Raw genomic sequence first — 24,864 nt, 5'->3', positions numbered from 1 at the left:
GTTTTACACATGATAAAAACGCTTGTAATTGGTGATCCGATTGAACATTCCCTATCTCCTGCTATGCAGAACGAAGCTTTTAAACAATCAGAGATTTCAGGGCATTATGAAAAACAGAGAATCAAGCCTGAAGAGCTTAAAAATTTCATTCAAAGTATTCGAAACAGTGATTATAAAGGATTTAATGTGACGATTCCGCACAAAGTGGCAATTATGCCTTTTTTAGATGAGATTGATGCTGAGGCTAAAAAAATTGGTGCCGTAAATACAGTTGTAAACAAAAATGGGCGCCTTGTTGGCTACAATACAGATGGAATAGGATTTTTACTCGGATTAAAAGAAAAACTTACCCGTCCATTAAACGAGCTGAATGTACTTTTAATTGGTGCAGGAGGAGCAGCAAGATCGATTGCTTATGCTTTATTAAAAGAAGAACCTAAACGCTTATCTGTTGCTAATCGAACGACAGAACGCTTGGTGAAATTATTAAATGACTTAGGAAATCCAAATGTTGAAGCATTGACACTAAAAGAGGCAGAAACTTTGCTTTGTCATTTCGATGTCCTCATTAATACTACAAATGCGGGGATGTATCCTGACCTGAATTCAGTACCGCTAAAACTCGAGCATCTTAAAAGTAATGCCGTTGTTTCGGATATTGTATATAATCCTTTACAGACAAAGTGGCTGCAGCAGGCAGAAGAAAAAGGCGCAGTAACGGACAATGGAGTGTCAATGCTCGTCATGCAAGGTGCCATGGCGTTTGAAAAATGGACAGGCACTTTCCCGGATACAAACAAAATGAAACAAACCGTGTTGAAACACCTTAGGAGGTAATTATGTTAACAGGAAAACAAAAACGCTTTTTACGATCAAAAGCCCACCATATTCATCCTATATTTCAAGTAGGAAAAGGAGGAGTTAATGAGAATATGGTAAAACAAGTAGATGAAGCATTAGAAGCAAGAGAATTGATCAAGGTAAGTGTTCTTCAAAATTGTGAAGATGACAAACAAACAGTAGCTGATGAATTATCTAATGGAACGAAAGCTGAATTGGTACAAGTTATTGGAAGCACAATCGTACTCTATAAAGAATCCATTAATCAAAAACGTATACAACTCCCATAAGGATTGATAACAGTGAACAGACATATCGGATTATTCGGCGGGACATTTAATCCTCCGCATGTGGGTCATCTTATCATTGCACAAGAAGCCTGCTCGCAGTTAAAGCTCGATGAAGTCTGGTGGATGCCGGTCTCAAAGCCTCCCCATAAGAATGCCGTGAATGAGGTGACTGATCAGCACCGAATTAGCATGGTGGAGAAAACCATTGGAAACAATAATCATTTTTCCCTTTCATTACTTGAGTTTGAGAGAAGCGGACCTTCATATACTATTGATACAATGCGTCTATTAACAGATAAATACCCAGACGTAACTTTTACTTTTATTATGGGCGGCGACATGGTTCATTCTTTAGATAGCTGGCATCAGATTGATCAGCTGAAGGAATTGGTTCAATTTGCAGGTGTAGGAAGAGAGAATTATCCTGTTGATGATCATTGGAAGAAATATAACGTAAAGCATGTTGAAGTTCCGCGAATTGCTGTTTCTTCTACGTTCATCCGCTCTAAATGCAAAAAAGATGAGAATATTCGATATTATGTTACTGATGGTGTTTGGGATTTTATAAAGGAGAACCGGCTTTATGAATAAAGAAGAAGCGTTGAAGATTGTGAAACCGCAATTGACTGATCATCGGTACGTTCATACTTTAGGGGTATTAGAAACCAGTTTAGTATTGGCTGAAAAATACGGAGCGGATCCAAAAAAAACAGAACTTGCTGCCATTTTTCATGATTATGCCAAGTTTCGTCCTAAAGAAGAAATGAGGCAAATCGTGAAGGATGAACGTCTTCCTGAGAATCTTCTTTATTATGGCACGGAACTGCTTCATGCACCTGTTGGAGCATACTTAGTAAAAAAAGAAGCCGGAATTGATGATGAAGAGGTTCTAGGGGCTATTTATTATCATACAACGGGTAATGTAAATATGAGTATTTTAGAAAAAGTCATTTTTTTAGCAGATTATATTGAACCAAACCGTCATTTTCCAGGTGTCGAAGAAGTCAGGGAAATGGCATTATTGGATTTAGAAAAAGCTTGTTTAATGGCAGTAAGAAATACGATTCAATTTTTAATACGGCAAAATCAAAAAATATATCCTTTATCGATAGCCACTTATAATGGACTTATGGATGAAGTAAACCAAAAGAAATAGGAGGAGTGCACTGGATGAAAGTAAAAGACTTAATGGAATTGGTTGTGAAAACAGCAGATGACAAAAGAGCGGAAAATATAGTTGTATTAGATATGGAAGGGATCTCCCTCGTAGCTGATTATTTTATGATTTGTCATGGTAACTCAGAAAAACAAGTTCAGGCGATCGCTAAAGAACTAAAAGAAATAGCGCTGGAAAATAATGTGCAAGTACGCAGAATGGAAGGGTATGACCATGCCCGCTGGGTTTTGATCGACTTAGGCGGTGTAGTCGCTCATGTTTTCCATCGTGAAGAACGCAGTTACTATAATTTAGAAAAATTATGGGGCGATGCAGCATCAGTAGACGTTGATTCTATTGTTGAACCTCAGCAAAATATATAATGAGCTATAATCAGTTTGCCTATCTTTATGATCAACTCATGGAAGATGCGCCATACTCCAAATGGCTGTCTTTTATTAAATCTGCTTCTAAAAATCATGCTGGAAACGCAAAACGATTTTTAGATGTTGGCTGCGGGACTGGCTCTTTAAGTGTTCTCTTAGCAAAAGAAGGCTATGACGTAACAGGCGTTGACTTGTCTGCTGATATGCTGACAGTAGCAAAAGAAAAGGCAGAGAACGAAAAGGTTGCACTCTCTCTTTTTCAGCAGGATATGAGGGAGCTTGAAGGACTCGGGCAGTTTGATTGTGTGACCATTTTATGTGATTCTCTGAATTATATTTTGACTGAGGAAGATATCAAAAAAGTATTTCATTCAGCTAGTCGCCATTTACACACCAATGGACTTTTATTATTTGATGTTCATTCTCTACATAAAATCCAAAATATTTTTATTGGCAGTACATTTGGAAGCAATGATGAGCACTTATCTTATATTTGGCAGTGTTATGAAGGTGAATTAGAGAATAGTGTTGAACATGACTTGTCCTTTTTCATTCAATCGGGTGATTGTTATGAACGTTATGATGAATTACATATACAAAGATCTTTTGCTGTTGAGAAATATAAAGTATGGCTTGAAGAATGTAACTTTGAGGTGCTTAGCATAACTGGCGATTTTGAAGATAAAGCTCCAGCGGATGATGCTGAGAGAATTTTATTTGCAGCAAAAAAAGTGAAATGAGCATAGGGCATCAGCCCATGCTTCTTTTTTATGGCTATTTATATTAAGGTTCTCTTCTAAAACATTGTTGCTTTTAGGTCATTTTCGTAAAGAGACTTCATTGACAAGTTAATTGAAGTGAAAGGTTCGAGACTCCTGCGGGACAGGCGGGCAGGTGAGACACTTAAAAGTGGAACGTACGAATGTGGCTCACCGTCTGCCCCGCGGAAAGCGAGTGGCCTGGAACGGAAATTAACGACATTCAAAAGCAACTATGAATAATAAAACAGTCTTCTAATAGGATTGCTTTATTATTCCTATGAAGAATGAAGAAGGATAAGATACAATAGATAATACAATTCTTCTTATTTTAAAAAAACGGATTTTATAGAAATTAAGGTGTGAGAAAATGTTAAAAGACCCTTTACTTAAACATCAAATTTTAGAAACCATTATTGACAGCGCTTACGAATGGATTGTAGTAGTCGACCATGAGGGCTATGTGCAATATATGAATAAAACATACTGCGAGTTTTTAGGTGAAGATCCTACAAAAGTAATCGGGAAACATGTTACTGATGTTATTGAAAACACGAGAATGGATAAAGCAGTTCTTCAAGGGAAAGTTGAAATCGCTGATTTGCAGTTTATACGGGGTAATTACATGATTGCAAACAGGATTCCAATTCTTTTTGAAGGAAAAGTGATCGGAGCTGTAGGGACTGTTATCTTTCGGGATACCGAACAATGGAAAAAGATGAATTCCCATATTAAAGCATTGCTTCATGAGCTGAATTTTTATAAAAAAGAGTGGGACGTGGTTAATGGAGCTACTTACACGTTAAATGATTTTGCAGGGAATTCAGAAGAAGTGAAACGAATAAAAGAACGTGTAAAAAACATTGCAAGCGGTGATTTGTCTGTCTTGATCAGAGGAGAAAGCGGGACTGGAAAAGAATTATTAGCGCATAGTATTCACCAGTTAAGTGAGAGAAGTGCGAAACCATTTATAAAAATAAATTGTGGAGCTGTACCCGAACATCTATTTGAATCTGAGCTATTCGGGTATTCAGAGGGAGCTTTTACAGGTGCAAAAAAAGGAGGAAAACCTGGAAAGTTTCAATTGGCAGATGGGGGTACATTGTTCTTAGATGAAATTGGAGATTTGCCGCAAAATATGCAGATTAAGCTCCTTCGTGTTTTGCAGGAAAAGGAAATCGAACCCGTTGGAGCGATTTACTCAAAGAAAATAAATGTCCGGGTAATTGCTGCTACAAACCGTCCGCTAGAGCAGCTTATTAAAGAAAATAAGTTTCGGGAAGATTTGTTTTATCGCATCAATGTTCTGCAAATACATGTCCCGCCGATCCGGGAACGGAAAGAAGATATTTGGCCGCTCACAGAGAGATTTATTGAATCAATCTGTGCCGAAACTGGGAAGCGGATCATAAAAGTCGATCAGGATGTAAAAGAAGCTTTTTTAACATATGATTGGCCGGGAAATGTCAGGGAACTGAAAAATTTCGTGGAAGCAGCACTGCAATTGACTCTTAGTGATCAAATTACATTAAATGCGTTTCCCGACTTTTTATCAGAAAAACTTCAAATGGATGATTCAGCTAAGACTTTGAAGGAATATGTCCAAGAAACAGAAAGAAAAGTAATCTTGAATCATTTGAAAAAGATGAATGGAGATGTCATGGCAGTTGCCGATGAACTTGGGATAGGGAAAACAAATTTATATGAAAAAATTAAAAAATATAAGATAAAAGATTGTTTTTGATTTTCCGAAAAACCGGAATGCAACTCCGGTTTTTCGGAAAAATTTCATTACGTGTAATTGTATACACCAAACATTGTATCCATCCATTTATTTCACTTTATTAATTTTATTTTTCCGATTTTTCGGAAAAAATCATTTTTTTCTGTATAATGAATGGGACATCTATACTTGGCATGAATCTTGCAAACTAATTAGGCTGAGTTTAAAGTTTGAAGGGAGGGGCATCGGAAAAATTGTAAGCGCTTTAAGAAGTGATGATTTCTTTAAGAAGTGCACAATTTTTAAGATTCACTTAGAAATTAAAAAGCAGGGGGAATGAAATTGGACATTATTATTATTTTATTAGCGTTATTTTTCTTAATGTTTGTGGCTTATCGAGGATTTAGTGTTATTTTGTTCGCTCCGATCGCCGCTCTTTTTGCAGTACTGTTAACAGATCCTGGACATGTGCTTCCGTTTTTCTCAGGCGTCTTTATGGAGAAAATGGTTGGATTTATTAAGCTTTATTTTCCTGTTTTCTTACTAGGCGCTATTTTTGGTAAAGTGATTGAGATGTCAGGATTTGCTAAGTCTATTACTCAATTTGTTATCAAATTAATCGGACCAAGCAGAGCGATGCTGGCAATCGTTTTAGTAGGAGCTATTCTTACGTACGGAGGGGTTTCACTGTTTGTAGTAGCCTTTGCTCTCTATCCGTTTGCAGCTGAATTGTTTAGACTGGCAGATATTCCAAAGAGACTTATTCCAGGAACGATTGCTTTAGGTGCATTTACATTTACGATGGATGCTTTCCCTGGAAGTCCTCAAATTCAAAATATCATTCCAACTTCATTCTTCGGTACGACAACTTGGGCTGCGCCTTGGCTTGGGTTTATCGGTGGATTATTTGTCTTTATCGTCGGAATGGTCTATTTAGAATGGAGACGAAGAGCAGCTAAATCAAAAGGTGAAGGTTATGGAACAGATCATATCAATGAACCTGAAAAAATCGAATCAGAAAAGCTTCCAAATGCATTTGTTGCCATCTTGCCTCTGATATTAGTAGGAGTTTTCAATAAATGGTTTACTGTATTAATTCCTAAGTATTATGGAACTACCTTTGATTTTTCTGCAATCGGCATGAAAACGGTTCCACCTATTCAAATACCAACTCTTGCAGCGGTATGGGCTGTAGAAGGTGCACTTCTTATCGGAATTGTAACGGTTCTATTATTTTCATTTGGAAGAATCCGTAAAAACTTTAACAAAGGGATTAACTTATCGATTGGCGGAGCATTGCTTGCTACTTTAAATACGGCTTCTGAATATGGTTTTGGAGGCGTAATTGCTGCTCTTCCAGGCTTTACAGCAGTTAATGGAGCTATGTCTCATACAATTAAGAATCCACTTGTAAACGAAGCGATTACGACGACGACTTTAGCTGGGATAACGGGTTCTGCATCAGGCGGAATGAGTATTGCGCTGGCAACGATGAGTGAACAATACATTGCACAAGCAGATAAGCTCGGAATCAGCCCTGAAGTACTTCACCGTGTCGCCTCAATGGCGAGCGGTGGTATGGATACACTTCCGCATAACGGAGCGGTTATTACTCTTTTAGCTGTTACAGGACTGACACATAAACAATCCTATATCGATATTTTTGCGATGACAGTTATTAAGACTATTGCCGTTTTCGTTATTATCGGTCTGTACTATATGACTGGTATCATATAAAAATAGATTAGAAGAGGAGTGGATAACTGTGGAGTCTTTTGTTCAAGATAAGGTCGTGTTCATAACAGGTGCAGCGAGTGGAATTGGTCTCGAGCTTGCTCATGCATACGCCAAAAATGGAGCAAAAGTAGTAATCAGTGACCTTAACCGCGAAAAAGCAGAGGAGGCAGCAAAATCCCTGCAAGAAAAGGGAAGTTCGGCGCTTGGTTTAGGATGCAACGTAACGAATGAAGAAGAATTAAAGGCAGCATTGGATGCGGCACTTGAAAAGTTCAATCGTATAGATGTTCTGATAAACAATGCAGGATTACAGTATGTTTCTCCATTGGAGGAGTTTCCGACTGAGAAGTTTCAGCAGCTGATTAGTGTAATGCTCACTGCTCCTTTTATTGCGACCAAGCATGTATTTCCTATTATGAAAAAGCAAAAATTTGGCCGTATTATCAATATGGCTTCAATTAATGGGTTAGTTGGATTCGCCGGAAAATCAGCGTACAACAGCGCTAAGCATGGCGTGATCGGTTTAACAAAGGTTGCTGCATTGGAAGGAGCAGAACATGGCATTACTGTTAATGCTGTCTGCCCAGGGTATGTCGATACTCCACTTGTTCGGGGTCAATTAGAAGATTTAGCGAAAACCCGAAATGTTGAACTTGAAAAAGTGCTGGAGGAAGTCATCTATCCGCTTGTTCCGCAAAAACGGCTTTTGGATGTTCAGGAAATTGCAGATTATACAATCTTTTTATCAAGTGATAAAGCAAAAGGTGTGACAGGCCAAGCGATCGTTATTGATGGCGGTTATGTAGCACAATAATAATCACATTCAAACATGTTTCCATTGACAAACACTATATTTAGTGTCAAATTAATAATATTAAAACTATATATGGAGAAATCAGGTGCCGGTATTTTACCGGCTTAAAAGGGAATTCGGTTTAAAACCGAAGCTGTCCCCGCAACTGTGATTGTGGACGAAATGGATGTTGCCACTGTACAGATGGGCTATAAATAATGGCTGCTGTATGGGAAGGCCCAGAGTAGGATGAAGCAAGAGCCAGTAGACCTGCCTGATTCTCCTATATTCTTTTCCTCGGGGATTGGGAGAAAGAACGGTAAAGCAGCATTGTTTCTTATTGCTTATTAAACGTTCTTAACCCTCTTCCTGATGAAGAGGGTTTTTTATTTGGCTCTTATCTAAAAGATTGTTGCTACTGAGAGATTATGGAGAACTCTTCATTGAACAGTTAATTGGAGAGGAAGGGCGAGACTCCTGCAGGATGAGTGGGACAGGTGAGACCAATCAATGTCGCATAGTGACGATTGGGCTCACCGCACACCCTGCGGAAAGCGAGTACTGCAATGGAGATTAACCTCATTCAAAAGCAACAAAGTTTACGAAAACAGCCTTTTATTTTTATAAAGGAGTGGTTAACAATGGAAACGGTAATAAAAAGCTCTTCACACGGGGAATGGTTGAGAAGCTGTATTAGAGAATTTACAAATCTAAACGGAGATAACTTCTTAAAGAGAGCGGAAGAATTTGAAAGAAAGAACAATGATGAGCAATCCCTATATAACGTCCTGATCATGGAAGCGCTTAGTCATTTGAATGCGCAAGAACCTGATTGGACGTTTGTAGCTTCACGCCTATATTTGAAACAGCTTTATGATGAAACCATGACGAATCGAAATGTCGAAATCGGAAAGCCATATACGAATCTTTTTGGCCTTCTGAATCAATTAGTGAATATGAACATTTATGATGAATCTCTTTTGGATTCTTATTCACTTGCAGAAATTGAAGAAGCAGAAAAATGGCTTGTGCCTGAAAGAGATAAATTGTTTACATATATCGGGTTAAAAACGCTAGCCGATCGGTACTTAGCAAAAGGTTTTGACCATGAAGTTTATGAACTTCCTCAAGAACGATGGATGATTATTTCCTTGTTTTTAATGAAGGATGAAGATACAGATTTTAGGATGGAACGGGTAAAAGAAGCGTATTGGGCATTATCCAATCTTTATATGACCGTTGCAACACCAACATTAGCAAATGCCGGGAAAAGCTATGGACAGCTTAGCTCGTGTTTTATAGATACGATTGATGATAGTCTTAGAGGAATTTTTGATTCAAACACAGACGCTGCTACAGTTTCTAAAGGTGGAGGCGGGCTTGGTATTTATTTAGGTAAAATACGTTCAAGAGGCTCTGATATAAAAGGATTTAAAGGAAATTCATCAGGAGTTATTCCTTGGATGAAGCAATTAAACAATACAGCTGTCTCGGTTGACCAGCTTGGTCAAAGACAAGGAGCCATTGCCGTCTACTTGGACGTTTGGCATCAAGATATCTTTGAGTTTTTGGATGCAAAATTAAACAATGGCGACGAGAGAATGAGAACGCATGACCTTTTTACAGGTATTTGTGTGCCGGACCTTTTCATGGAACATGTTGAGAAGAGGTTGGATTGGTATCTTTTTGATCCCCATGAGGTAAGGAAGGTTATGGGATATTCTTTAGAAGACTTTTATGATGGAAAAAAGGGAGAGGGACAGTTCAGAGATAAATATTTTGAATGTGTTAAGGATAAAAGGATTTTCAAAAAAACGGTGCCGGCGATTGAAATCATGAAAAGAGTCATGAAATCACAGCTAGAGACAGGTACACCGTTTATGTTCTACAGAGATACCGTGAATCGCTTAAATCCTAACCCTCAAGCAGGTATGATTTATGCATCTAATTTGTGCACGGAAATCATGCAAAATATGTCTCCTACAATCGTGGAATCGGAGGAAACGATCGATGGCGAAATAATCATAAGGAAGACTCCTGGTGATTTTGTCGTCTGTAACTTATCTTCTCTTTCGCTTTCGAAAGTCGTAACAGATAATGTGCTGAAAAAAGTAATTGATATTCAAGTAAGAATGCTGGATAACGTGATTGATTTAAATCGTATTGATGTACCGCAAGCGGTTGTTACCAATAAAAAATATAGAGCAATCGGTGTTGGGACATTCGGATGGCACCATCTACTTGCGAACCAAGGCATCAACTGGGAAAGTGAAGAAGCGGTTGAATATGCTGATGAGCTATATGAGCAAATTAATTATTATGTGATAAGTGCGAGCAACGAACTTGCCGCAGAAAAAGGGAAATACACAGTATTCTCAGGATCTGATTGGGAGTCCGGAGATTATTTCTTAAAGCGAGGATACCAATCTGAAAAATGGCAGAGATTGAGTGATCAGGTGAGGGAAAATGGGGTGAGAAACGGCTATCTCATTGCGGTTGCGCCGAATTCATCGACATCCATTATTGCCAATTCAACCCCGAGTATTGACCCGATCTTTAAGAAGTTTTATTCAGAAGAGAAAAAGAATTATAAAATACCGGTAACAGCACCAGATTTAAATGCAAAAACAACATGGTACTATAAATCTGCCTTTCAGGTTGATCAGAAGTGGAGTATTTTACAAAATGCAGCCAGACAGCGGCATGTAGATCAATCTATTTCTTTTAATCTTTATGTCCACAATCATATAAAAGCGAAAGAGCTGCTTGATCTGCATATGCTAAGTTTCCAAAAAGGGCTAAAAACAACCTATTACACAAGATCAACCTCAATTGAACTAGAAGGATGTGAGAGCTGTGAGAGTTAAGGGGGAGGAAAGGCTTCAAGAGAGAAAAATTTATGATGTGGATGCACCAAATGCTTCTACAAGTGTGATTAATGGCAGAAGCTCAAATATATTAAACTGGGACGATGTAAGGTATACATGGGCGTACCCGCTTTATAAAAACATGCTTGCTAACTTTTGGACACCCTTTGAAATCAATATGTCGAGTGACAGTAAGCAATATAATCACCTAACAGAAAAAGAAAAAGATACGTTTAATAAGATCATAGGGCTGCTTGCTTTTTTAGACAGTGTACAAACCGATTATTCTAGCAAGGTAGCGGCTTATTTAACAGACTCAAGCCTTTCAGCACTTATGTCAACATTATCATTCCAAGAAGTAGTTCATAATCAATCCTATTCCTATGTACTGTCATCATTAGTACCGAAAAAAAGGCAGGATGAGATTTTTGAGTATTGGAAAACAGACCTCGTGCTGCGTGAACGAAACGATTTTATAGCGAATGGCTATGAGGCATTTGTTCATGATCCAACTCCGGAAACTTTTTTGAAATCGATCATCTATGATGTGATTTTGGAAGGCTTAAATTTTTATTCGGGATTTAGCTTTTTTTATAATTTAGCGAGGAATCAAAAAATGGTTTCTACCTCAACGATGATTAATTATATCAATCGAGATGAACAGCTTCATGTTTATCTATTTTGCCAAATTTTCAAAGCTGTTTTAGACGAGTATCCCCATCTTAAAAATGCAAATCTCATCAAATTTGCAAAAGATACCTTTCAAAAAGCGGCAGAATTAGAAATAAAATGGAGCAGATATATAATCGGGGATTCATTTGTAGGTATAAATGAATCGGATTTAGAGGCTTATATAAAGTTTATGGCAAATAAAAGACTGAACGAACTTGGATTTGAAAAAATCTACCCAGAAAACACTAAAAACCCTCTTCCATGGATAAAAGCATATTCTGATGTAAATTCCGGAAAAAGTGATTTTTTTGAGCAGAAATCGAGACAATATACAAAAGTATCTGATGAAAATGGATTTGATGAACTATAAAAAGCCAGGAATTCTTCCCGGCTTTTTTTTGCGTCTACGATTATAATGGCAACAAAGGATTACTTCAATTCTTCTTTTACTTCAAATTGCTTATTCACCTTTTCGCATTCTTCATGATATTTCTCGTGTGTTCTTTGAATGACATGATCAAAAACTTCATCAACCTCATCGCTTAAAATTTTAATTCCTTCACCCGTAATACCGCCTTTTACACAAACTTTTTGAATCAATGATGGTAATGTGTAAACTTCTTTTTCCAGCAGTTTCCCCATCCCGATAATCATATCACTAGCCAGTTGAGTCGCTTGTGCTTTTGTAATATCGGTCTGCTCTACTGCGCTGTTAATAAAACATTGCAGCACATAACCCATAAATGCTGGCCCGCAGCTTGCGATATCAGATGATATTCGAGTAATATTTTCATCGATAATAAGTGGCGTTGATATATGAGCCATTAATGAAAGTAATTTTTCCCGGTAATCAGGGTGACATCGTTGTCCGAATGAAATAAGTGAAGAACCAGCTAATGCACGGTTGTTAATGCTTGGAATAGCTCTTGCAATATTGCAGTCTAGTAATTCTTCAAGCTGATCGCAAGAGATGGGACTCGTTATGGATACAATCAATTGGTGCTTTGAAATATAGTTTTTATTCGAAGTCAGCAAAGAATAAAATTCATGAGGTTTTACACATATAAAAACAATATCGGCAAATCGAAAAACGTCTTCAGATGTACTCCCTACCTTTATCTTTGGATAGGCATTCTGCAGCCTTTCCGCTTTGGACAGGGTACGGTTAGTAACCATCAATCTTGATGGTGAAACGGCTGAAGATTCGATGAAAGAAGCAACGAGTACGCCTCCCATGTTCCCGGTACCAATAATTCCGATCTTCATACCAAAACCTCCTTCCTCTACCTTAAAATCTATGCTCTTATTAACATGTTTATGATTTGTGATAATTCTACTTTCATTAAAGGAGAAAATAATCATGGAAAAGTTAAAAAAACATTTAAAATGGATAATCGCAACTGGGGTGTTTATTGTTATAACGGGTGTTATCCTTTTCTTCTTCCTCGTTCAAGAACAGCCAGATCCGCCGTTTTCTAATGCCCAAATCCCAGAACCCATAAGTGCAGATAAAAGCGATGATAAAGAAACGAAAGAAAAAAAGAATGAAAAGATTTCAATCATGGTCGATGTTCAAGGAAGTGTCGAACGGCCGGGAGTTTACCAAATGAAAGAAGGGGATCGTGTTATTCATGCGATCCAGAAAGCAGGAGGATTTTTGTCAGACGCAGAAGTAAGGTCGGTAAACCAAGCTCAAAAAATTTCAGACGAGATGATCATTTATGTTGCAAAAAAAGGGGAGAACTATAGCAGCGAAACTCCATCATCTGTTCAAGAAGAAACAAAAATAAATATAAATACGGCGGATGCATCCAAACTTCAAGAATTGAGCGGAGTAGGGCCTTCAAAAGCAGAAAGTATCCTTTCCTACCGTGAAGAAAACGGTCCCTTCACGTCAATTGACCAGCTGCTAGACGTAAGGGGGATCGGCGAAAAAACGATCGAAGAGTGGAAAGATAAAATTGAGCTCCAATGATAGTTTTGGTTGACCCATTTTTTGTGTGAGTCTACACTTAACATAAATACGGAGGAGGCGGTAAGAGTTGAAACGCATTTCTTGGAATGAATATTTTATGGCGCAATGCCAATTACTCGCTTTACGCAGTACTTGTACGCGTTTGGCTGTTGGCGCAACAATCGTCAGAGATAATCGGATTATCGCCGGAGGGTATAATGGTTCGATTTCAGGCGGGGTTCATTGTATTGATGAAGGATGCTACTTAATTGATGGGCATTGTGTAAGAACGATCCATGCTGAAATGAATGCTTTGCTGCAGTGTGCGAAGTTTGGAGTGCCGACAGAAGGAGCTGAGATGTACGTAACCCATTTCCCTTGTCTGCACTGCTGCCGTTCCATTATTCAAAGTGGCATTAAGAAAATTTATTATGGCGAGGATTATAAAAACCATCCTTATAGTATCGAACAGTTTAAAGAAGCAGGGGTAAGTATTGAAAAAGTTGAAATGAAATTGCCTCCTTCTTCTTTTGTAACAGCAACATAAAATGAAGACAAGGTACGCCGTACTATGTACACTTACCGCTTTAAATGGAATATGGTTATCAAAAAAGATGGCGGTAACCGGGATTATGATGATGGTAATCCTGGTTGTCGTTATGATCTTACAATTAAAAAGAAATTCACTTCTTATTATTCTGCTTCTGCCCCTCTTCTTTTTTTATTCCAATTTGTACGATCATTGGAACACTTCAAAAATATCACCTGAGCAAAAAGATTTCCGTGGCATTATCCATTCGATTCCTGAGATAGACGGAAAAAATCTAAGTTTTCAATATCGAACCTTTGGTGAAACCACAATCGTTAGATACAAGATGAACTCAGAATCAGAAAAAAAGTCCTTTATTAAGAAATTAAAGTTTAATATGAGCTGCACAATAACAGGAATACTAAAGGAACCCGAAACGAAAAGCAGCTTTTACGGCATGGATTATCGAGAGTATTTACATAGTCAAAAGATTTTTTGGACGTTGGAACCTTCTGATTTTAAAATAGAGAATTGCAGTACGAGGAATGATTATGACGTTGCTTCAAGTATCAAATCATGGCGCAGCAATAGTATTAAAACGTTAGAAAAATATTTTTCACCCAATACCTCCGGACTGATGAACGCACTTCTTTTTGGATATAGAAAAGGGATTGAAACGGATACACTTGAATCCTATCAGCGGTTGGGACTGACACATCTTTTAGCGGTATCGGGTTTCAATGTCGGTATTATTTCCTTTTTTCTTTATTTCCTTTTTGTTCGATTAGGTATTGTGAAAGAAGCTGTATATTTATTGATTGCTGCCATTCTGCCTATTTATGTCATTCTCACTGGCGGTGAAAGCTCAATCGTCCGTGCGGGGTTTATGGGAATGTTATTCTTTCTTTTTATTATCTTTGGTAAAAAGCTGGATTCAGTAGTTATCTTATCTTTTGTTTGTATTACCATGCTTTTTGTGAATCCTTTTTTCGCTTTTGATTTAGGGTTTCAGTTATCCTTCTTAATGACCTTCATATTAATGACTTCCATTTCATTGCTGCAATATAAATCTTTTCTTGTTTTGCTGATTACAACCTCTTTTATGTGCTCATTTTTTTCTTTTCCGATTATCATTTATAATTTTTACGAATTTTCTTTATGGTCCATCCCACTGAATATCTTATATATTCCCCTTGTTTCATTTGTCCTTTTCCCAGTTTCCGTTCTCGTGTTTTTATCAATAGTTTTACTGACCGTTTCTGTTGGGATCATCACATATCCTGTGGAATTTCTTTTCGTACATGCTGCTGCATTTTTGAATTTGTTCAAAGGTTTATATGGATCGGTACTGCTTGGAAAACCCTCTATGTATATTGTGTTTCTTTATTTTGCATCCTTAATTTATCTGTTTTATAAATGGGAAAGAAACGAACGGCTTCAAATCAAGAATCTGTTACCGTTTCTGATAGTCATAATCATTCAGTGTATCAGTCCGTATATTAGCCCTGCTGCTTATGTATCGTTTATTAATGTGGGTCAAGGAGACAGCATATTAATTGAGCTTCCTTTTCGAAAAGGAGTATATCTGATTGATACAGGGGGCTCATTTTCCTTTGAACAAGAAGAGTGGGAAAAGCCAAACGAAACGTTTGATGTTACGAAAAAGAATGTCATTCCCTTTCTGAAAGCGAGAGGAATAAAAAAATTAGATGGCTTGATTTTAAGTCATGGAGATATGGACCATGCTGGAGGAGCATTGGTTTTATTAGAAAAATTTCCAATTGATTATTTATTAATGCCAAATAATAAACCAAACGAACTTGAAAAAGAAATACAATCAAAAGCGAAACATGCAGGAATACAGATTCAATACTTAAATAGCGGGATTCAATGGGAGAGAGATGGCTCGAAGTTTTATGTTTTGCATCCAAGTCATAAACAATTATCCTCTAACAATCAATCCGTGATCCTTTGGACCAAAATCTACCATACATCCATATTGTTTACTGGAGATATAGAGGAGGAAGGAGAGAAAGAAACTTTGTTAAAATACATATCTATTAAAGCAGATATTTTAAAAGTGGCACATCACGGGAGTAAAACATCGTCAACAGCTTCATTTATTGAAAAAGTCTCGCCGGAATTTGGAGTGATTTCAGTTGGTAAAAATAATATATATGGTCATCCTAATGATGAAGTCCTGCAGAGACTCTTGCAAAAAAAGGTAAAATTATATCGGACAGACCTAAACGGGGACATTATATTTAAAATAAATAAAAATGGAATAAATGTATTAACAGCAAAATGAAAAAATTAAAAAAGAGCCGATATGCCGGCTCTTTTTTATGTATTATGCAATAGCTTTCAGGATGATTCCGATGGCGAAAATAACTGTAAAAAAGCCAAAAGATACGATAAAACCCATTCCGGAATCAATTAGGTCGTTACGCTTGCTTTGCACATCTTTTTCAAAATGGTTCATGTGGCAACCCTCCTAATCCATCCTTAGTATACGTTATCACTTTTAAAAAATCCATACTGAAAATGCTTTCTTTTACATCATTTTATCAAAAATGTACCAATATTGCTAAACGTTGTCACCGATAACGATCGGCTGCATAGGATATCCTAACTAAAGCTAACCAAAAGACAACAGCTGTCTTTAGAGTTAGTGTTTATCATAAATGAAGGAACAGGCATCATGCCCTGTTCCTTCTTTTGCTTGCAAAAGAGTCATCTTCCTCATAGGATAAAAGGAGAGGTGAAAAAAGTGCTGACGATCGATGCATTAAAAAAGAATATAAAGAATAAAAAAATATCACCCGTGTATCTAATATGGGGGACTGAGCTGTATCTGGCAGAAGAAGCCATTCAATCCATCTCATCACTGCTTGCACCAGATGAGAGAGACTTTAATTTAAGCATACATAATTTAGACGAGATATCTGTACAAGAAGTGATGGAAGATGCTGAGACGATGCCGTTTTTAGGTGATCGCCGTATTGTGATTATGAAAAACGCTGCCTTTTTGACAGCTGCGAAAGAAAAAGGAAAGATCGAACATGATTTAAAAGTGTTTGAGCAGTACATACAAAATCCAGCAGATTATTCAATTCTCGTTATTGTTGTACCTCATGAGAAGCTGGATGAACGAAAGAAAATTGTAAAACAGCTGAAGTCCCAAGCTGAAACTATTCAAGTTTCTCAACTAAGCAATGAAACGGCAGAGAAATGGCTGCAAAAAGAAGCTGAACAAGCAGGGGTTACGATAACAAAAGATGCGAGTGAGCTATTGCTTTCAAGATTAGGTGCTAAACTGGGGATTTTATCAAAAGAATTAGAAAAAATGATTTTATATGTGGGACAAAATGGTTCAATCACAAGGGAAACAGTGGATGAATTAGTTGCCAGAACTTTGGAAGATGATGTCTTTGGATTAGTCGATCACGTGGTGCATAAACGGACCGAGCAAGCATTGAGAAGCTTTTATGATCTAATGAAACAAAATCAGGAACCGATTCAAATCCATGCATTACTTACAAGACAGTTCCGTATTATCAATGGTGTGAAAGAGCTGCAGAAGAAGGGTTATGGAGAAAAGCAGATCGCTTCAGCCTTGAAGATTCATCCTTATGCAGCAAAATTAGCGGCACAGCATGCTAAACAATTCGATGAATCATTTTTGAGAAATTATTTATCTGAGTTTGCAGATACAGATTATAAAATGAAAACAGGTCAAATGGATAAAACGTTATTATTAGAAATGGAAATCATCAAACTTTCGCAAGGTTATCAGGTTAGTTCTTTGGTATAAGAACTAATCTTTTTTTGTTGTTAATTGATAAGCGTCGAATCTCTTCGTCACAATTGTTTTTGCGGTACTCAAGTATGATGAATACGTTCCGTTCCTCAAAACTTCAATTCCTCGACCTTCTTGCTTCTGAATTAACAACTATATGAAAATGATAAGCGTCGAATCTCTTCGTTAGTGACGAGCAAAGCTGGCAAAAACCTACGAGTTGCACCGAGTAATCGCAGGTGCATTGTTTTTGCGGTACTCAATATGTTGAGTACGTTCCGTTCTTTGAATGAATGTCGAAGGTTGACGAGCCGGGGTTATATGGAGAAAGAGTGTGGGATTATAAATCAAAAACCTGGGATTATGAAAAAAAAGTGTGGGATTATGAAAAAAAGTCTGGAATTCACATTATTTATAAAAAAACGCTCATTCATTTTTTGAATGAATGAGCGTTTTTCGTGTTTTAAGTCAAAAATAAAAAACGACCCAATGTATGTAAGGCCGTTTTTCCGGTTTCATCCTAAAATTTATGCATTAATACCGTTTAAAGCCTTAGCAAGACGAGACTTTTGGCGAGAAGCTGCATTTTTATGGATAAGTCCTTTGTTTGCTGCTTTATCGATTTTCTTAGAAGCAGTAACATAAGCTGTTTGAGCACCTTCTGCATTGTTTGAAGCAACTTGAGCTTCAAAGTTTTTAACTGCAGTACGCATGCCAGACTTAAGTGAAGCGTTGTGAGCACGACGCTTTTCATTCGTTTTTACACGTTTAATCGCTGATTTAATATTAGCCAATCCATTCACCTCCCTAAATGAACCATGATGCAACAGATGGTACCCGTTGCAAAAAATAGGACACAAAGTATTCTATCAAAACCACCTTTTAATTGCAATACAAGAATGAAAAGGAACAGTTGAGGCAAAAATACCTTTTAAAGGACGGTGGTAGTTTATGGAGAAAGATTTAGATCTTCAAGCATATTCTGTCAGAACGGATTTAGCGATCGAAGCGCACGATATGCTCGTTAAAGAAGATGAAACAGTCAATAGAAGTTCACTTGAAGGTGTTATCATACATGAGGTTGATCGAGAAGGCATCAAATGCGTAAGGATGGAAATCGATAAAAAGGGTGCAGAAACTACAGGGAAAAAGGAAGGATTATATATTACTTTTGAAGTTCAGGGCATTCGAGAAAAAGATTCTAAACTGCAGGAAACCGTTCAGAAAATTTTTGCGGAGGAATTTTATAAATTTCTGCAAGAACAAGGTGTAACGCAAGAAGATACGTGTTTGGTAGTAGGGTTAGGAAACTGGAACGTTACTCCAGATTCATTGGGACCGCTTGTGGTCGAGAATCTTACCATTACAAAGCATTTGTTCGATTTAGCCCCGGAAAACGTACAAGAAGGATTTAGGCCGGTTTGTGCCATATCACCAGGGGTTATGGGAATAACGGGCATTGAAACGAGTGATATTATCGATGGAATTGTAAAACGTGTAGAGCCTGATTTTGTTATTGCAATTGACGCGCTTGCATCAAGGTCTATCGAACGTGTCAACACAACGATTCAAGTTTCAAATACCGGCATCCATCCAGGTTCAGGTGTCGGAAATAAACGTAAAGAATTAAGTAAAGAAACATTGGGTATTCCTGTTATCTCAATCGGAATTCCAACTGTTGTAGATGCTGCTACAATCACAAGCGATACGATCGATTTTATCCTTAAGCATTTCGGACGGGAAATGAAGGAAAAGGATAAACCTTCAAAAGCGTTAGTTCCATCTGGAATGACGTTTGGAGAGAAAAAAGTGCTAACAGACGAGGACCTTCCTGAAGATGATCACAAAAAGTCATTTTTAGGAATTGTAGGAGTTCTCGAGCATGACGAAAAACTGAGATTAATTCGGGAAGTATTAGCCCCTATTGGCCATAATTTGATGGTCACGCCAAAAGAAGTTGATGTGTTCATTGAAGATATGGCAAATGTTTTGGCGAATGGATTAAATACTGCTTTACATGGACAGATTGATCAGACGAATTCATCTTCTTATACGCATTAATTGAATGACATGAATGGACAAGCTTGTGCATAAATTTGAATAGTAAATCCTCGTTTCAATAAGGAGGAAATAAATTGACGAAATTTATGTTGAAGTGTTTCGGATTAGTAGCCTTGCTTTTATTCGGTGTTCTGCTAGGGATTCAAAAAACACATGTAGAAATGAATGAATTAAAAGGAACAGCAGATAATGGTTTTGTTGAATCCATTACTCAACCTGATGCGAAGAGCCAGAAACAAATAAAGCCTCAATATTCAAGTCACGATTTGAAAACAAAACAAGAAACGTTGGCTAAGGTTGATTCGTTTAATGTATTCTCAGCGCTCGGCAAAAAATTAACAGCCTGCATATCTTCATTTTTTAGTGTTATGATTTCTGTACTTGGTACCGTCATACAAGGAATGTTAAGTGTATTTTCGCCATGAGGACCTTTATGAGGCAGTGCCCTTTAAAGGTTCTTTTTATGTTGTGATTGAAAGAGGTACTTTGAATTGCTATAATCAAAGCTAGTGACTTTTCCTAAAATTGTAGGAGTGAACGTAGAATGAATAGAGAAGAAAAACTAAAGAGACAATCAAAAATACGGAACTTTTCCATTATCGCACATATCGATCATGGAAAATCAACACTAGCTGACCGTATTTTAGAAGAAACAAGTGCATTAACAAAACGTGAAATGAAAGAACAATTACTGGACTCTATGGACCTTGAGCGTGAGCGGGGTATTACCATAAAATTAAACGCAGTGCAGCTTCAATATAAAGCGAAAGATGGCGAAGTTTACACGTTCCATCTAATCGATACACCCGGGCACGTCGATTTTACATACGAAGTTTCCAGAAGTTTAGCAGCATGTGAAGGTGCGCTTCTTATCGTAGATGCTGCTCAAGGGATCGAAGCTCAAACGTTAGCAAACGTTTATCTAGCTTTAGAAAACAACTTGGAAATATTGCCTGTCATTAACAAGATTGACTTGCCAAGTGCAGAACCGGAACGTGTTCGACAAGAAGTAGAAGACGTTATTGGACTTGATGCATCTGAGGCTGTTCTTGCTTCTGCTAAGGCAGGAATCGGGATTGTCGACATCCTGGAGCAGATTGTAGAAAAGGTTCCTGCTCCATCTGGTGATCCTGAAGGACCTCTCCAAGCGTTGATCTTTGATTCCTTGTACGATCCTTACCGAGGTGTAGTGACATATATTCGTGTTGCTGAAGGTACAGTGAAGATTGGTGACAAAATCAAAATGATGGCCACAGGTAAAGAGTTTGAAGTTCTTGAGCTTGGCGTATTCACGCCAAAAGCCGTTCAAAAAGAGTACTTGACCGTCGGTGATGTTGGCTATTTAACGGCATCCATTAAAAATGTGGGTGATACTCAAGTTGGTGATACAATCACTAGCAGTGTGAAAGGGGCAACTGAGCCGCTGCCTGGATATAGAAAAATGAACCCGATGGTATATTGCGGACTCTATCCAGTAGACACAGCCAAGTATAATGACTTGCGTGAAGCTTTAGAAAGATTAGTGTTAAATGATTCAGCTCTCCAATTTGAGCCTGAAACTTCCCAAGCACTAGGTTTCGGTTTCCGGTGCGGCTTCCTTGGTTTGCTTCACATGGAAATTATCCAAGAACGTATCGAGCGGGAATTTAATATCGATCTGATCGCTACAGCTCCAAGCGTTATCTATAATGTGACATTGACAGATGGCGAAAAAATCGTAGTAGATAATCCTGCGAATATGCCTGAAGCACAAAGAATAAGCGTGGTTGAAGAGCCTTATGTAAAAGCGTCAATCATGACACCGAATGATTACGTCGGTACGATTATGGAAATCTGCCAAAAGAAACGCGGTATTTTCTTGACGATGGATTATTTGGAAAACAATCGTGTAAATGTACTTTACGAAATTCCGTTATCAGAAATCGTTTACGATTTCTTTGATCAATTGAAATCCAGCACAAAAGGCTATGCTTCTTTAGACTACGAATTGATCGGATATAAGCCGTCTAAACTTGTTAAGATGGAAATATTGCTGAACAATGAAAAAATTGATGCTCTTTCCGTAATTGTCCACAAAGACTTTGCTTATGAGCGCGGAAAAGTAGTTGTAGAAAAACTTAAAGAGCTTATTCCGCGTCAACAATTCGAAGTTCCAATTCAAGCGGCGTTGGGACAAAAAATTGTAGCCCGTTCTACCATTAAAGCCTTAAGGAAAAATGTTTTGGCTAAGTGTTACGGTGGTGACATTTCACGTAAAAGAAAGCTGTTAGATAAGCAAAAAGAAGGTAAGAAAAGAATGAAGACAATCGGTCGTGTCGACGTTCCTCAAGAAGCATTTATGGCCGTTCTACGTATGGACGACACAAACAAATAATTGAATTTATAAAAAGACCGCACTGATATAATGCGGTCTTTCCTATTTTTTTAAATAAGGCGGTGAAAAAATGCTAAAAGCTGTTTATCTTCATATTCCGTTCTGTGCACAAATTTGTCACTATTGTGATTTTAATAAAATTTTTATTCATCAACAGCCGGTAGAAAAATATTTAAACTCGATGAAAGAAGAAATGGTAAATTCCACGGAGCGTTTTCCCAATTATCAAATGGAAACGATCTTTGTTGGCGGAGGAACGCCTACTTCTCTGAACAAAACGCAACTGCAAACTTTTTTAAAAGATGTTAATGATGTATTTGTTAATGATTCACTGAAAGAATTTACTGTAGAAGCCAATCCAGAACAAACTACGGAAGAAAAGATCGCTGTTTTAAAAGATAACAACGTAAATAGATTGAGTATCGGCGTGCAGACTTTTGAAGCTGAACTATTAAAAAAGCTGGGACGTTCACATACTAGAGAAGATGTTTATCGAACAATTCGTGAAGCAAAAAAAGCAGGGATTCATAACATGTCGATCGATCTTATGTTTGGTCTGCCGGGCCAAACGATGGAGATGTTTAAAAGGTCCGTTGATGAAGCTTTATTTCTGGATGTTCCGCATATTTCCTCTTATTCTCTTCAAATCGAAAAAAAGACTGTATTCTATAATCTTGCTCAAAAAGGAAAACTTGAGCTGCCGGAGCATGAGCTTGAGGCTGCGATGTATGACTATTTGATCGAGTCATTAGCGAAAAAAGGGTACAGGCAATACGAAATCAGTAATTTTGCAATTCCAGGTTATGAAAGTAAACATAATCTCCAATACTGGAACAATAATGAATATTTTGGCATTGGGGCTGGAGCGCACAGTTATGTAGAAGGGGTAAGGCGAAAAAATGCAGGACCTCTTAAACACTACATGAACTTAATAAAAGAAACGGGTTTTCCTTACACAGAGGAGCATACCGTTTCGCTGGCTGAAAAAATAGAAGAAGAAATGTTTATGGGACTTAGAAAACAAGAAGGTGTTTCAGATCAGCAATTTAAAGCAAGGTATGGCAAATCGATGTTTGAAATATACAAAGAGCCGATCGATAGAATGATCCAAAAGGGATGGCTAAAAACAGAAGGAGACCAGCTCTTTTTAACGAAAGATGGAATTCCGCTGGGAAATGAAGTTTTTCAAGAATTTATTGGTGTAGTTTTAGATTGACAATAAAGAGTCCCTTTTGGTAACTTATATTATAGATTTAGCACTCGCTCTAAAGGAGTGCTAACAAATGGGGTGATGAGATGTTAACGGAGCGCCAACTTTTTATCTTGCGTGTTTTAATAGATGATTACATTAAGCATGTCGAGCCTGTAGGTTCCCGGACGATCTCAAAAAGAGAAGACATTACTTTTAGTCCTGCAACAATCCGAAACGAACTTGCAGATTTAGAAGATCTGGGCTTTTTAGAAAAAACCCATACTTCATCAGGGAGGATTCCGTCTGAAAAAGGCTATAGGTTTTACGTTGATCATTTATTGCCCTCTCTTTCATTAGCAAAGAATGAAACAGGAACAGCGGACTTGTTGTTTACGGAAAAAATGGTGGAGGCTGAAGCATTATTTGATCACTCTGCAAAAATTCTTTCTGATTTGACGAACTATACGGCAGTTGTACTCGGACCAAAAGCCATGAATATGAAGCTGCGTCATTTGCAGATCATTCCATTATCTTCGCAAATGGCGGTTGCCATATTTGTAACAAATACAGGACACGTTGAAAACAGACAAATTTACTTGCCTGACCATATTGAGCCAGCGGATCTCGAGAAATTGGTGAATATATTAAACGAAAGACTATCCGGCGTTCGATTGGTTGAGCTGAATAACCGAATTCATTCAGAATTATCAGCCGTATTTAAAAAACATTTAAGAAGTTATCAAAACATGGATGTTTTTTTAGATCAGCTGTTATTGTGGAGTAAAAAAGCGAATCTGTTCTACGGCGGTAAAACCAACATGCTCTCACAGCCTGAATTTAGAGATTTAGATAAGGTTAGACCTTTACTTGATTTTCTTGAAACACAGGAACTTATGGAGCAGCTTGTTTCCTCGACTGTAAAAGGTGTTACTGTTAAGATTGGAACTGAAAATGAACATGAGGCAATGAGGAATTGCAGTGTCATAAATGCTTCATATACAATGCATGGCAAGCATCTTGGCACCATTTCTTTAATCGGTCCAACAAGGATGGAATATAAAAAAGTTATTTCACTTTTAGATTCGTTATCAAAAGAAATGACAAAGCGTTTAAACGATTTTTCTAATTAGTCAGTATAGGGAGGTGAAAAGCATGAGCAAAGAGGAAACACAAGCAGAAGTACAAGAAGAGGTTAATACAGCTGAAGAAACGGCAACTGACGAATTTACAGCTGAGGAATCAGTAGAAGAAACATTAACTGAAGAACAGCAGAAAATTCAGGAGCTAGAAGCGAAGCTTGAAGAATCTTCACAGCGAAACCTGCGGTTACAGGCGGATTATGATAACTTCAGACGCCGTACACGAGAGGAACAAGCTGCAAGCTTGAAATATAAATCTCAAAGTTTGCTTGAACAAATATTGCCAGCTCTAGATAACTTTGAGCGTGCTTTAAAAACAGAAGCTACGAATGACCAGACAAAGACCTTGATTCAAGGGATGGAAATGGTTCATCGTCAATTAGTAGATGCTTTGAGACAAGAAGGGTTGACAGAAGTTCCAACAGTTGGCGAAAAGTTTGATCCGAATCTTCATCAGGCAGTTATGCAAGTTGAAGATGCTGAGTTTGATTCAAATACTGTGATCGAGGAACTGCAAAAAGGGTATATGCTTAAGGATCGTGTAATTCGTCCTGCAATGGTAAAAGTTAACGCATAAAAACTACATATGTTTAT

24 protein-coding genes and 1 riboswitch are annotated in these 24,864 nt (G+C 37.7%); of the genes, 21 read left to right on the top strand and 3 right to left on the bottom strand.

What is annotated here, in order from left to right; all coding sequences use genetic code 11:
• The first annotated feature begins 9 nt into the window (after positions 1-9).
• The 11 genes from aroE to J2X07_RS08870 all read left to right on the top strand — a co-directional run bounded on the left by aroE (position 10) and on the right by J2X07_RS08870 (position 11,592).
• Positions 10-837, top strand: coding sequence for a shikimate dehydrogenase (aroE, locus tag J2X07_RS08920; protein WP_310258123.1), 828 nt, complete (start codon positions 10-12; stop codon positions 835-837).
• Between the two features lie 2 nt (positions 838-839).
• Positions 840-1,130: a ribosome assembly RNA-binding protein YhbY gene (gene yhbY / locus J2X07_RS08915; RefSeq protein ID WP_310258121.1), complete on the top strand. Its 291-nt coding sequence runs from the start codon at positions 840-842 to the stop codon at positions 1,128-1,130.
• A gap of 12 nt (positions 1,131-1,142) precedes the next feature.
• Entirely contained in the window at positions 1,143-1,721 is a 579-nt protein-coding gene (locus tag J2X07_RS08910) for a nicotinate-nucleotide adenylyltransferase (RefSeq protein WP_310258120.1), read from the top strand.
• Positions 1,714-2,286 carry a bis(5'-nucleosyl)-tetraphosphatase (symmetrical) YqeK gene (gene yqeK, locus J2X07_RS08905; protein WP_310258118.1) on the top strand — a complete coding sequence of 191 codons (573 nt, stop codon included), beginning with the start codon at positions 1,714-1,716 and terminating at the stop codon, positions 2,284-2,286. Before J2X07_RS08910 ends, yqeK begins: the two co-directional genes overlap by 8 nt.
• Positions 2,287-2,300: 14 nt before the next feature.
• The gene (rsfS, locus tag J2X07_RS08900) at positions 2,301-2,669 is read left to right on the top strand and encodes a ribosome silencing factor (RefSeq protein WP_310258117.1); all 369 of its coding nucleotides are present in this window, start codon (positions 2,301-2,303) and stop codon (positions 2,667-2,669) included.
• Positions 2,669-3,412 carry a class I SAM-dependent DNA methyltransferase gene (locus J2X07_RS08895; protein ID WP_310258116.1) on the top strand — a complete coding sequence of 248 codons (744 nt, stop codon included), beginning with the start codon at positions 2,669-2,671 and terminating at the stop codon, positions 3,410-3,412. Before rsfS ends, J2X07_RS08895 begins: the two co-directional genes overlap by 1 nt.
• 388 nt (positions 3,413-3,800) lie before the next feature.
• Entirely contained in the window at positions 3,801-5,174 is a 1,374-nt protein-coding gene (locus J2X07_RS08890; RefSeq protein ID WP_310258114.1) for a sigma-54 interaction domain-containing protein, read from the top strand.
• Between the two features lie 321 nt (positions 5,175-5,495).
• Positions 5,496-6,890 (top strand): GntP family permease, encoded by a 1,395-nt coding sequence (locus J2X07_RS08885; protein ID WP_310258112.1) that lies wholly within the window; start codon positions 5,496-5,498, stop codon positions 6,888-6,890.
• 28 nt (positions 6,891-6,918) lie between these two features.
• Positions 6,919-7,704, top strand: a complete 786-nt coding sequence (locus tag J2X07_RS08880; protein ID WP_310258111.1) for a 3-hydroxybutyrate dehydrogenase — start codon at positions 6,919-6,921, stop codon at positions 7,702-7,704.
• Between the two features lie 66 nt (positions 7,705-7,770).
• Positions 7,771-7,975, top strand: a riboswitch (cobalamin riboswitch).
• 349 nt (positions 7,976-8,324) lie between these two features.
• Positions 8,325-10,550, top strand: a complete 2,226-nt coding sequence (locus J2X07_RS08875; protein WP_310258109.1) for a ribonucleoside-diphosphate reductase subunit alpha — start codon at positions 8,325-8,327, stop codon at positions 10,548-10,550.
• Positions 10,540-11,592: a ribonucleotide-diphosphate reductase subunit beta gene (locus tag J2X07_RS08870; protein WP_310258107.1), complete on the top strand. Its 1,053-nt coding sequence runs from the start codon at positions 10,540-10,542 to the stop codon at positions 11,590-11,592. The genes J2X07_RS08875 and J2X07_RS08870 overlap by 11 nt, the downstream gene beginning before the upstream one ends.
• Before the next feature lie 59 nt (positions 11,593-11,651).
• On the opposite strand, the gene comER is transcribed toward J2X07_RS08870, so the two are convergent.
• Positions 11,652-12,488 (bottom strand): late competence protein ComER, encoded by an 837-nt coding sequence (gene comER, locus J2X07_RS08865; protein WP_310258105.1) that lies wholly within the window; start codon positions 12,486-12,488, stop codon positions 11,652-11,654.
• A 94-nt stretch (positions 12,489-12,582) separates the two neighbouring features.
• Between comER and J2X07_RS08860 the strand changes: the two genes are divergently transcribed.
• The 3 genes from J2X07_RS08860 (at position 12,583) to J2X07_RS08850 (ending at position 16,013) form a co-directional block, all read left to right on the top strand.
• Positions 12,583-13,197 (top strand): ComEA family DNA-binding protein, encoded by a 615-nt coding sequence (locus J2X07_RS08860; RefSeq protein ID WP_310258104.1) that lies wholly within the window; start codon positions 12,583-12,585, stop codon positions 13,195-13,197.
• A gap of 67 nt (positions 13,198-13,264) precedes the next feature.
• Entirely contained in the window at positions 13,265-13,723 is a 459-nt protein-coding gene (locus J2X07_RS08855) for a ComE operon protein 2 (protein ID WP_310258102.1), read from the top strand.
• A 1-nt stretch (position 13,724) separates the two neighbouring features.
• Positions 13,725-16,013 carry a DNA internalization-related competence protein ComEC/Rec2 gene (locus J2X07_RS08850; RefSeq protein ID WP_310258101.1) on the top strand — a complete coding sequence of 763 codons (2,289 nt, stop codon included), beginning with the start codon at positions 13,725-13,727 and terminating at the stop codon, positions 16,011-16,013.
• 42 nt (positions 16,014-16,055) lie between these two features.
• Here J2X07_RS08850 and J2X07_RS08845 read toward each other — a convergent pair whose 3' ends face one another.
• A complete protein-coding gene (locus J2X07_RS08845) occupies positions 16,056-16,187 on the bottom strand; it encodes a YqzM family protein (protein ID WP_310258100.1) in 132 nt (43 codons plus the stop codon).
• A gap of 279 nt (positions 16,188-16,466) precedes the next feature.
• Here J2X07_RS08845 and holA point away from each other — a divergent pair, with 279 nt between their 5' ends.
• A complete protein-coding gene (gene holA, locus J2X07_RS08840) occupies positions 16,467-17,519 on the top strand; it encodes a DNA polymerase III subunit delta (protein ID WP_310258098.1) in 1,053 nt (350 codons plus the stop codon).
• A 512-nt stretch (positions 17,520-18,031) separates the two neighbouring features.
• Here the strand turns inward: holA and rpsT are convergent.
• Positions 18,032-18,298 (bottom strand): 30S ribosomal protein S20, encoded by a 267-nt coding sequence (gene rpsT / locus J2X07_RS08835; protein ID WP_310258097.1) that lies wholly within the window; start codon positions 18,296-18,298, stop codon positions 18,032-18,034.
• Positions 18,299-18,455: 157 nt separating this feature from the next.
• Here rpsT and gpr point away from each other — a divergent pair, with 157 nt between their 5' ends.
• The 6 genes from gpr to grpE all read left to right on the top strand — a co-directional run bounded on the left by gpr (position 18,456) and on the right by grpE (position 24,847).
• On the top strand, positions 18,456-19,565 hold the full coding sequence (gene gpr, locus J2X07_RS08830) for a GPR endopeptidase (protein ID WP_310258095.1): 1,110 nt from the start codon (positions 18,456-18,458) through the stop codon (positions 19,563-19,565).
• A gap of 74 nt (positions 19,566-19,639) precedes the next feature.
• Positions 19,640-19,990, top strand: a complete 351-nt coding sequence (locus J2X07_RS08825) for a DUF3679 domain-containing protein (protein WP_310258093.1) — start codon at positions 19,640-19,642, stop codon at positions 19,988-19,990.
• Between the two features lie 119 nt (positions 19,991-20,109).
• Complete coding sequence (gene lepA / locus J2X07_RS08820) at positions 20,110-21,939, top strand: translation elongation factor 4 (RefSeq protein ID WP_310258092.1); 1,830 nt, start codon at positions 20,110-20,112, stop codon at positions 21,937-21,939.
• 70 nt (positions 21,940-22,009) lie between these two features.
• Complete coding sequence (gene hemW, locus J2X07_RS08815) at positions 22,010-23,155, top strand: radical SAM family heme chaperone HemW (RefSeq protein ID WP_310258091.1); 1,146 nt, start codon at positions 22,010-22,012, stop codon at positions 23,153-23,155.
• A gap of 80 nt (positions 23,156-23,235) precedes the next feature.
• A complete protein-coding gene (hrcA, locus tag J2X07_RS08810) occupies positions 23,236-24,261 on the top strand; it encodes a heat-inducible transcriptional repressor HrcA (RefSeq protein WP_310258090.1) in 1,026 nt (341 codons plus the stop codon).
• Between the two features lie 22 nt (positions 24,262-24,283).
• Positions 24,284-24,847, top strand: a complete 564-nt coding sequence (gene grpE, locus J2X07_RS08805) for a nucleotide exchange factor GrpE (protein ID WP_310258089.1) — start codon at positions 24,284-24,286, stop codon at positions 24,845-24,847.
• Positions 24,848-24,864: the final 17 nt, after the last annotated feature.

The organism is Fictibacillus barbaricus (genome assembly GCF_031457135.1).
GTDB lineage: Bacteria > Bacillota > Bacilli > Bacillales > Fictibacillaceae > Fictibacillus > Fictibacillus barbaricus_A.
This window is presented reverse-complemented; position numbering and strand designations above follow the sequence as displayed.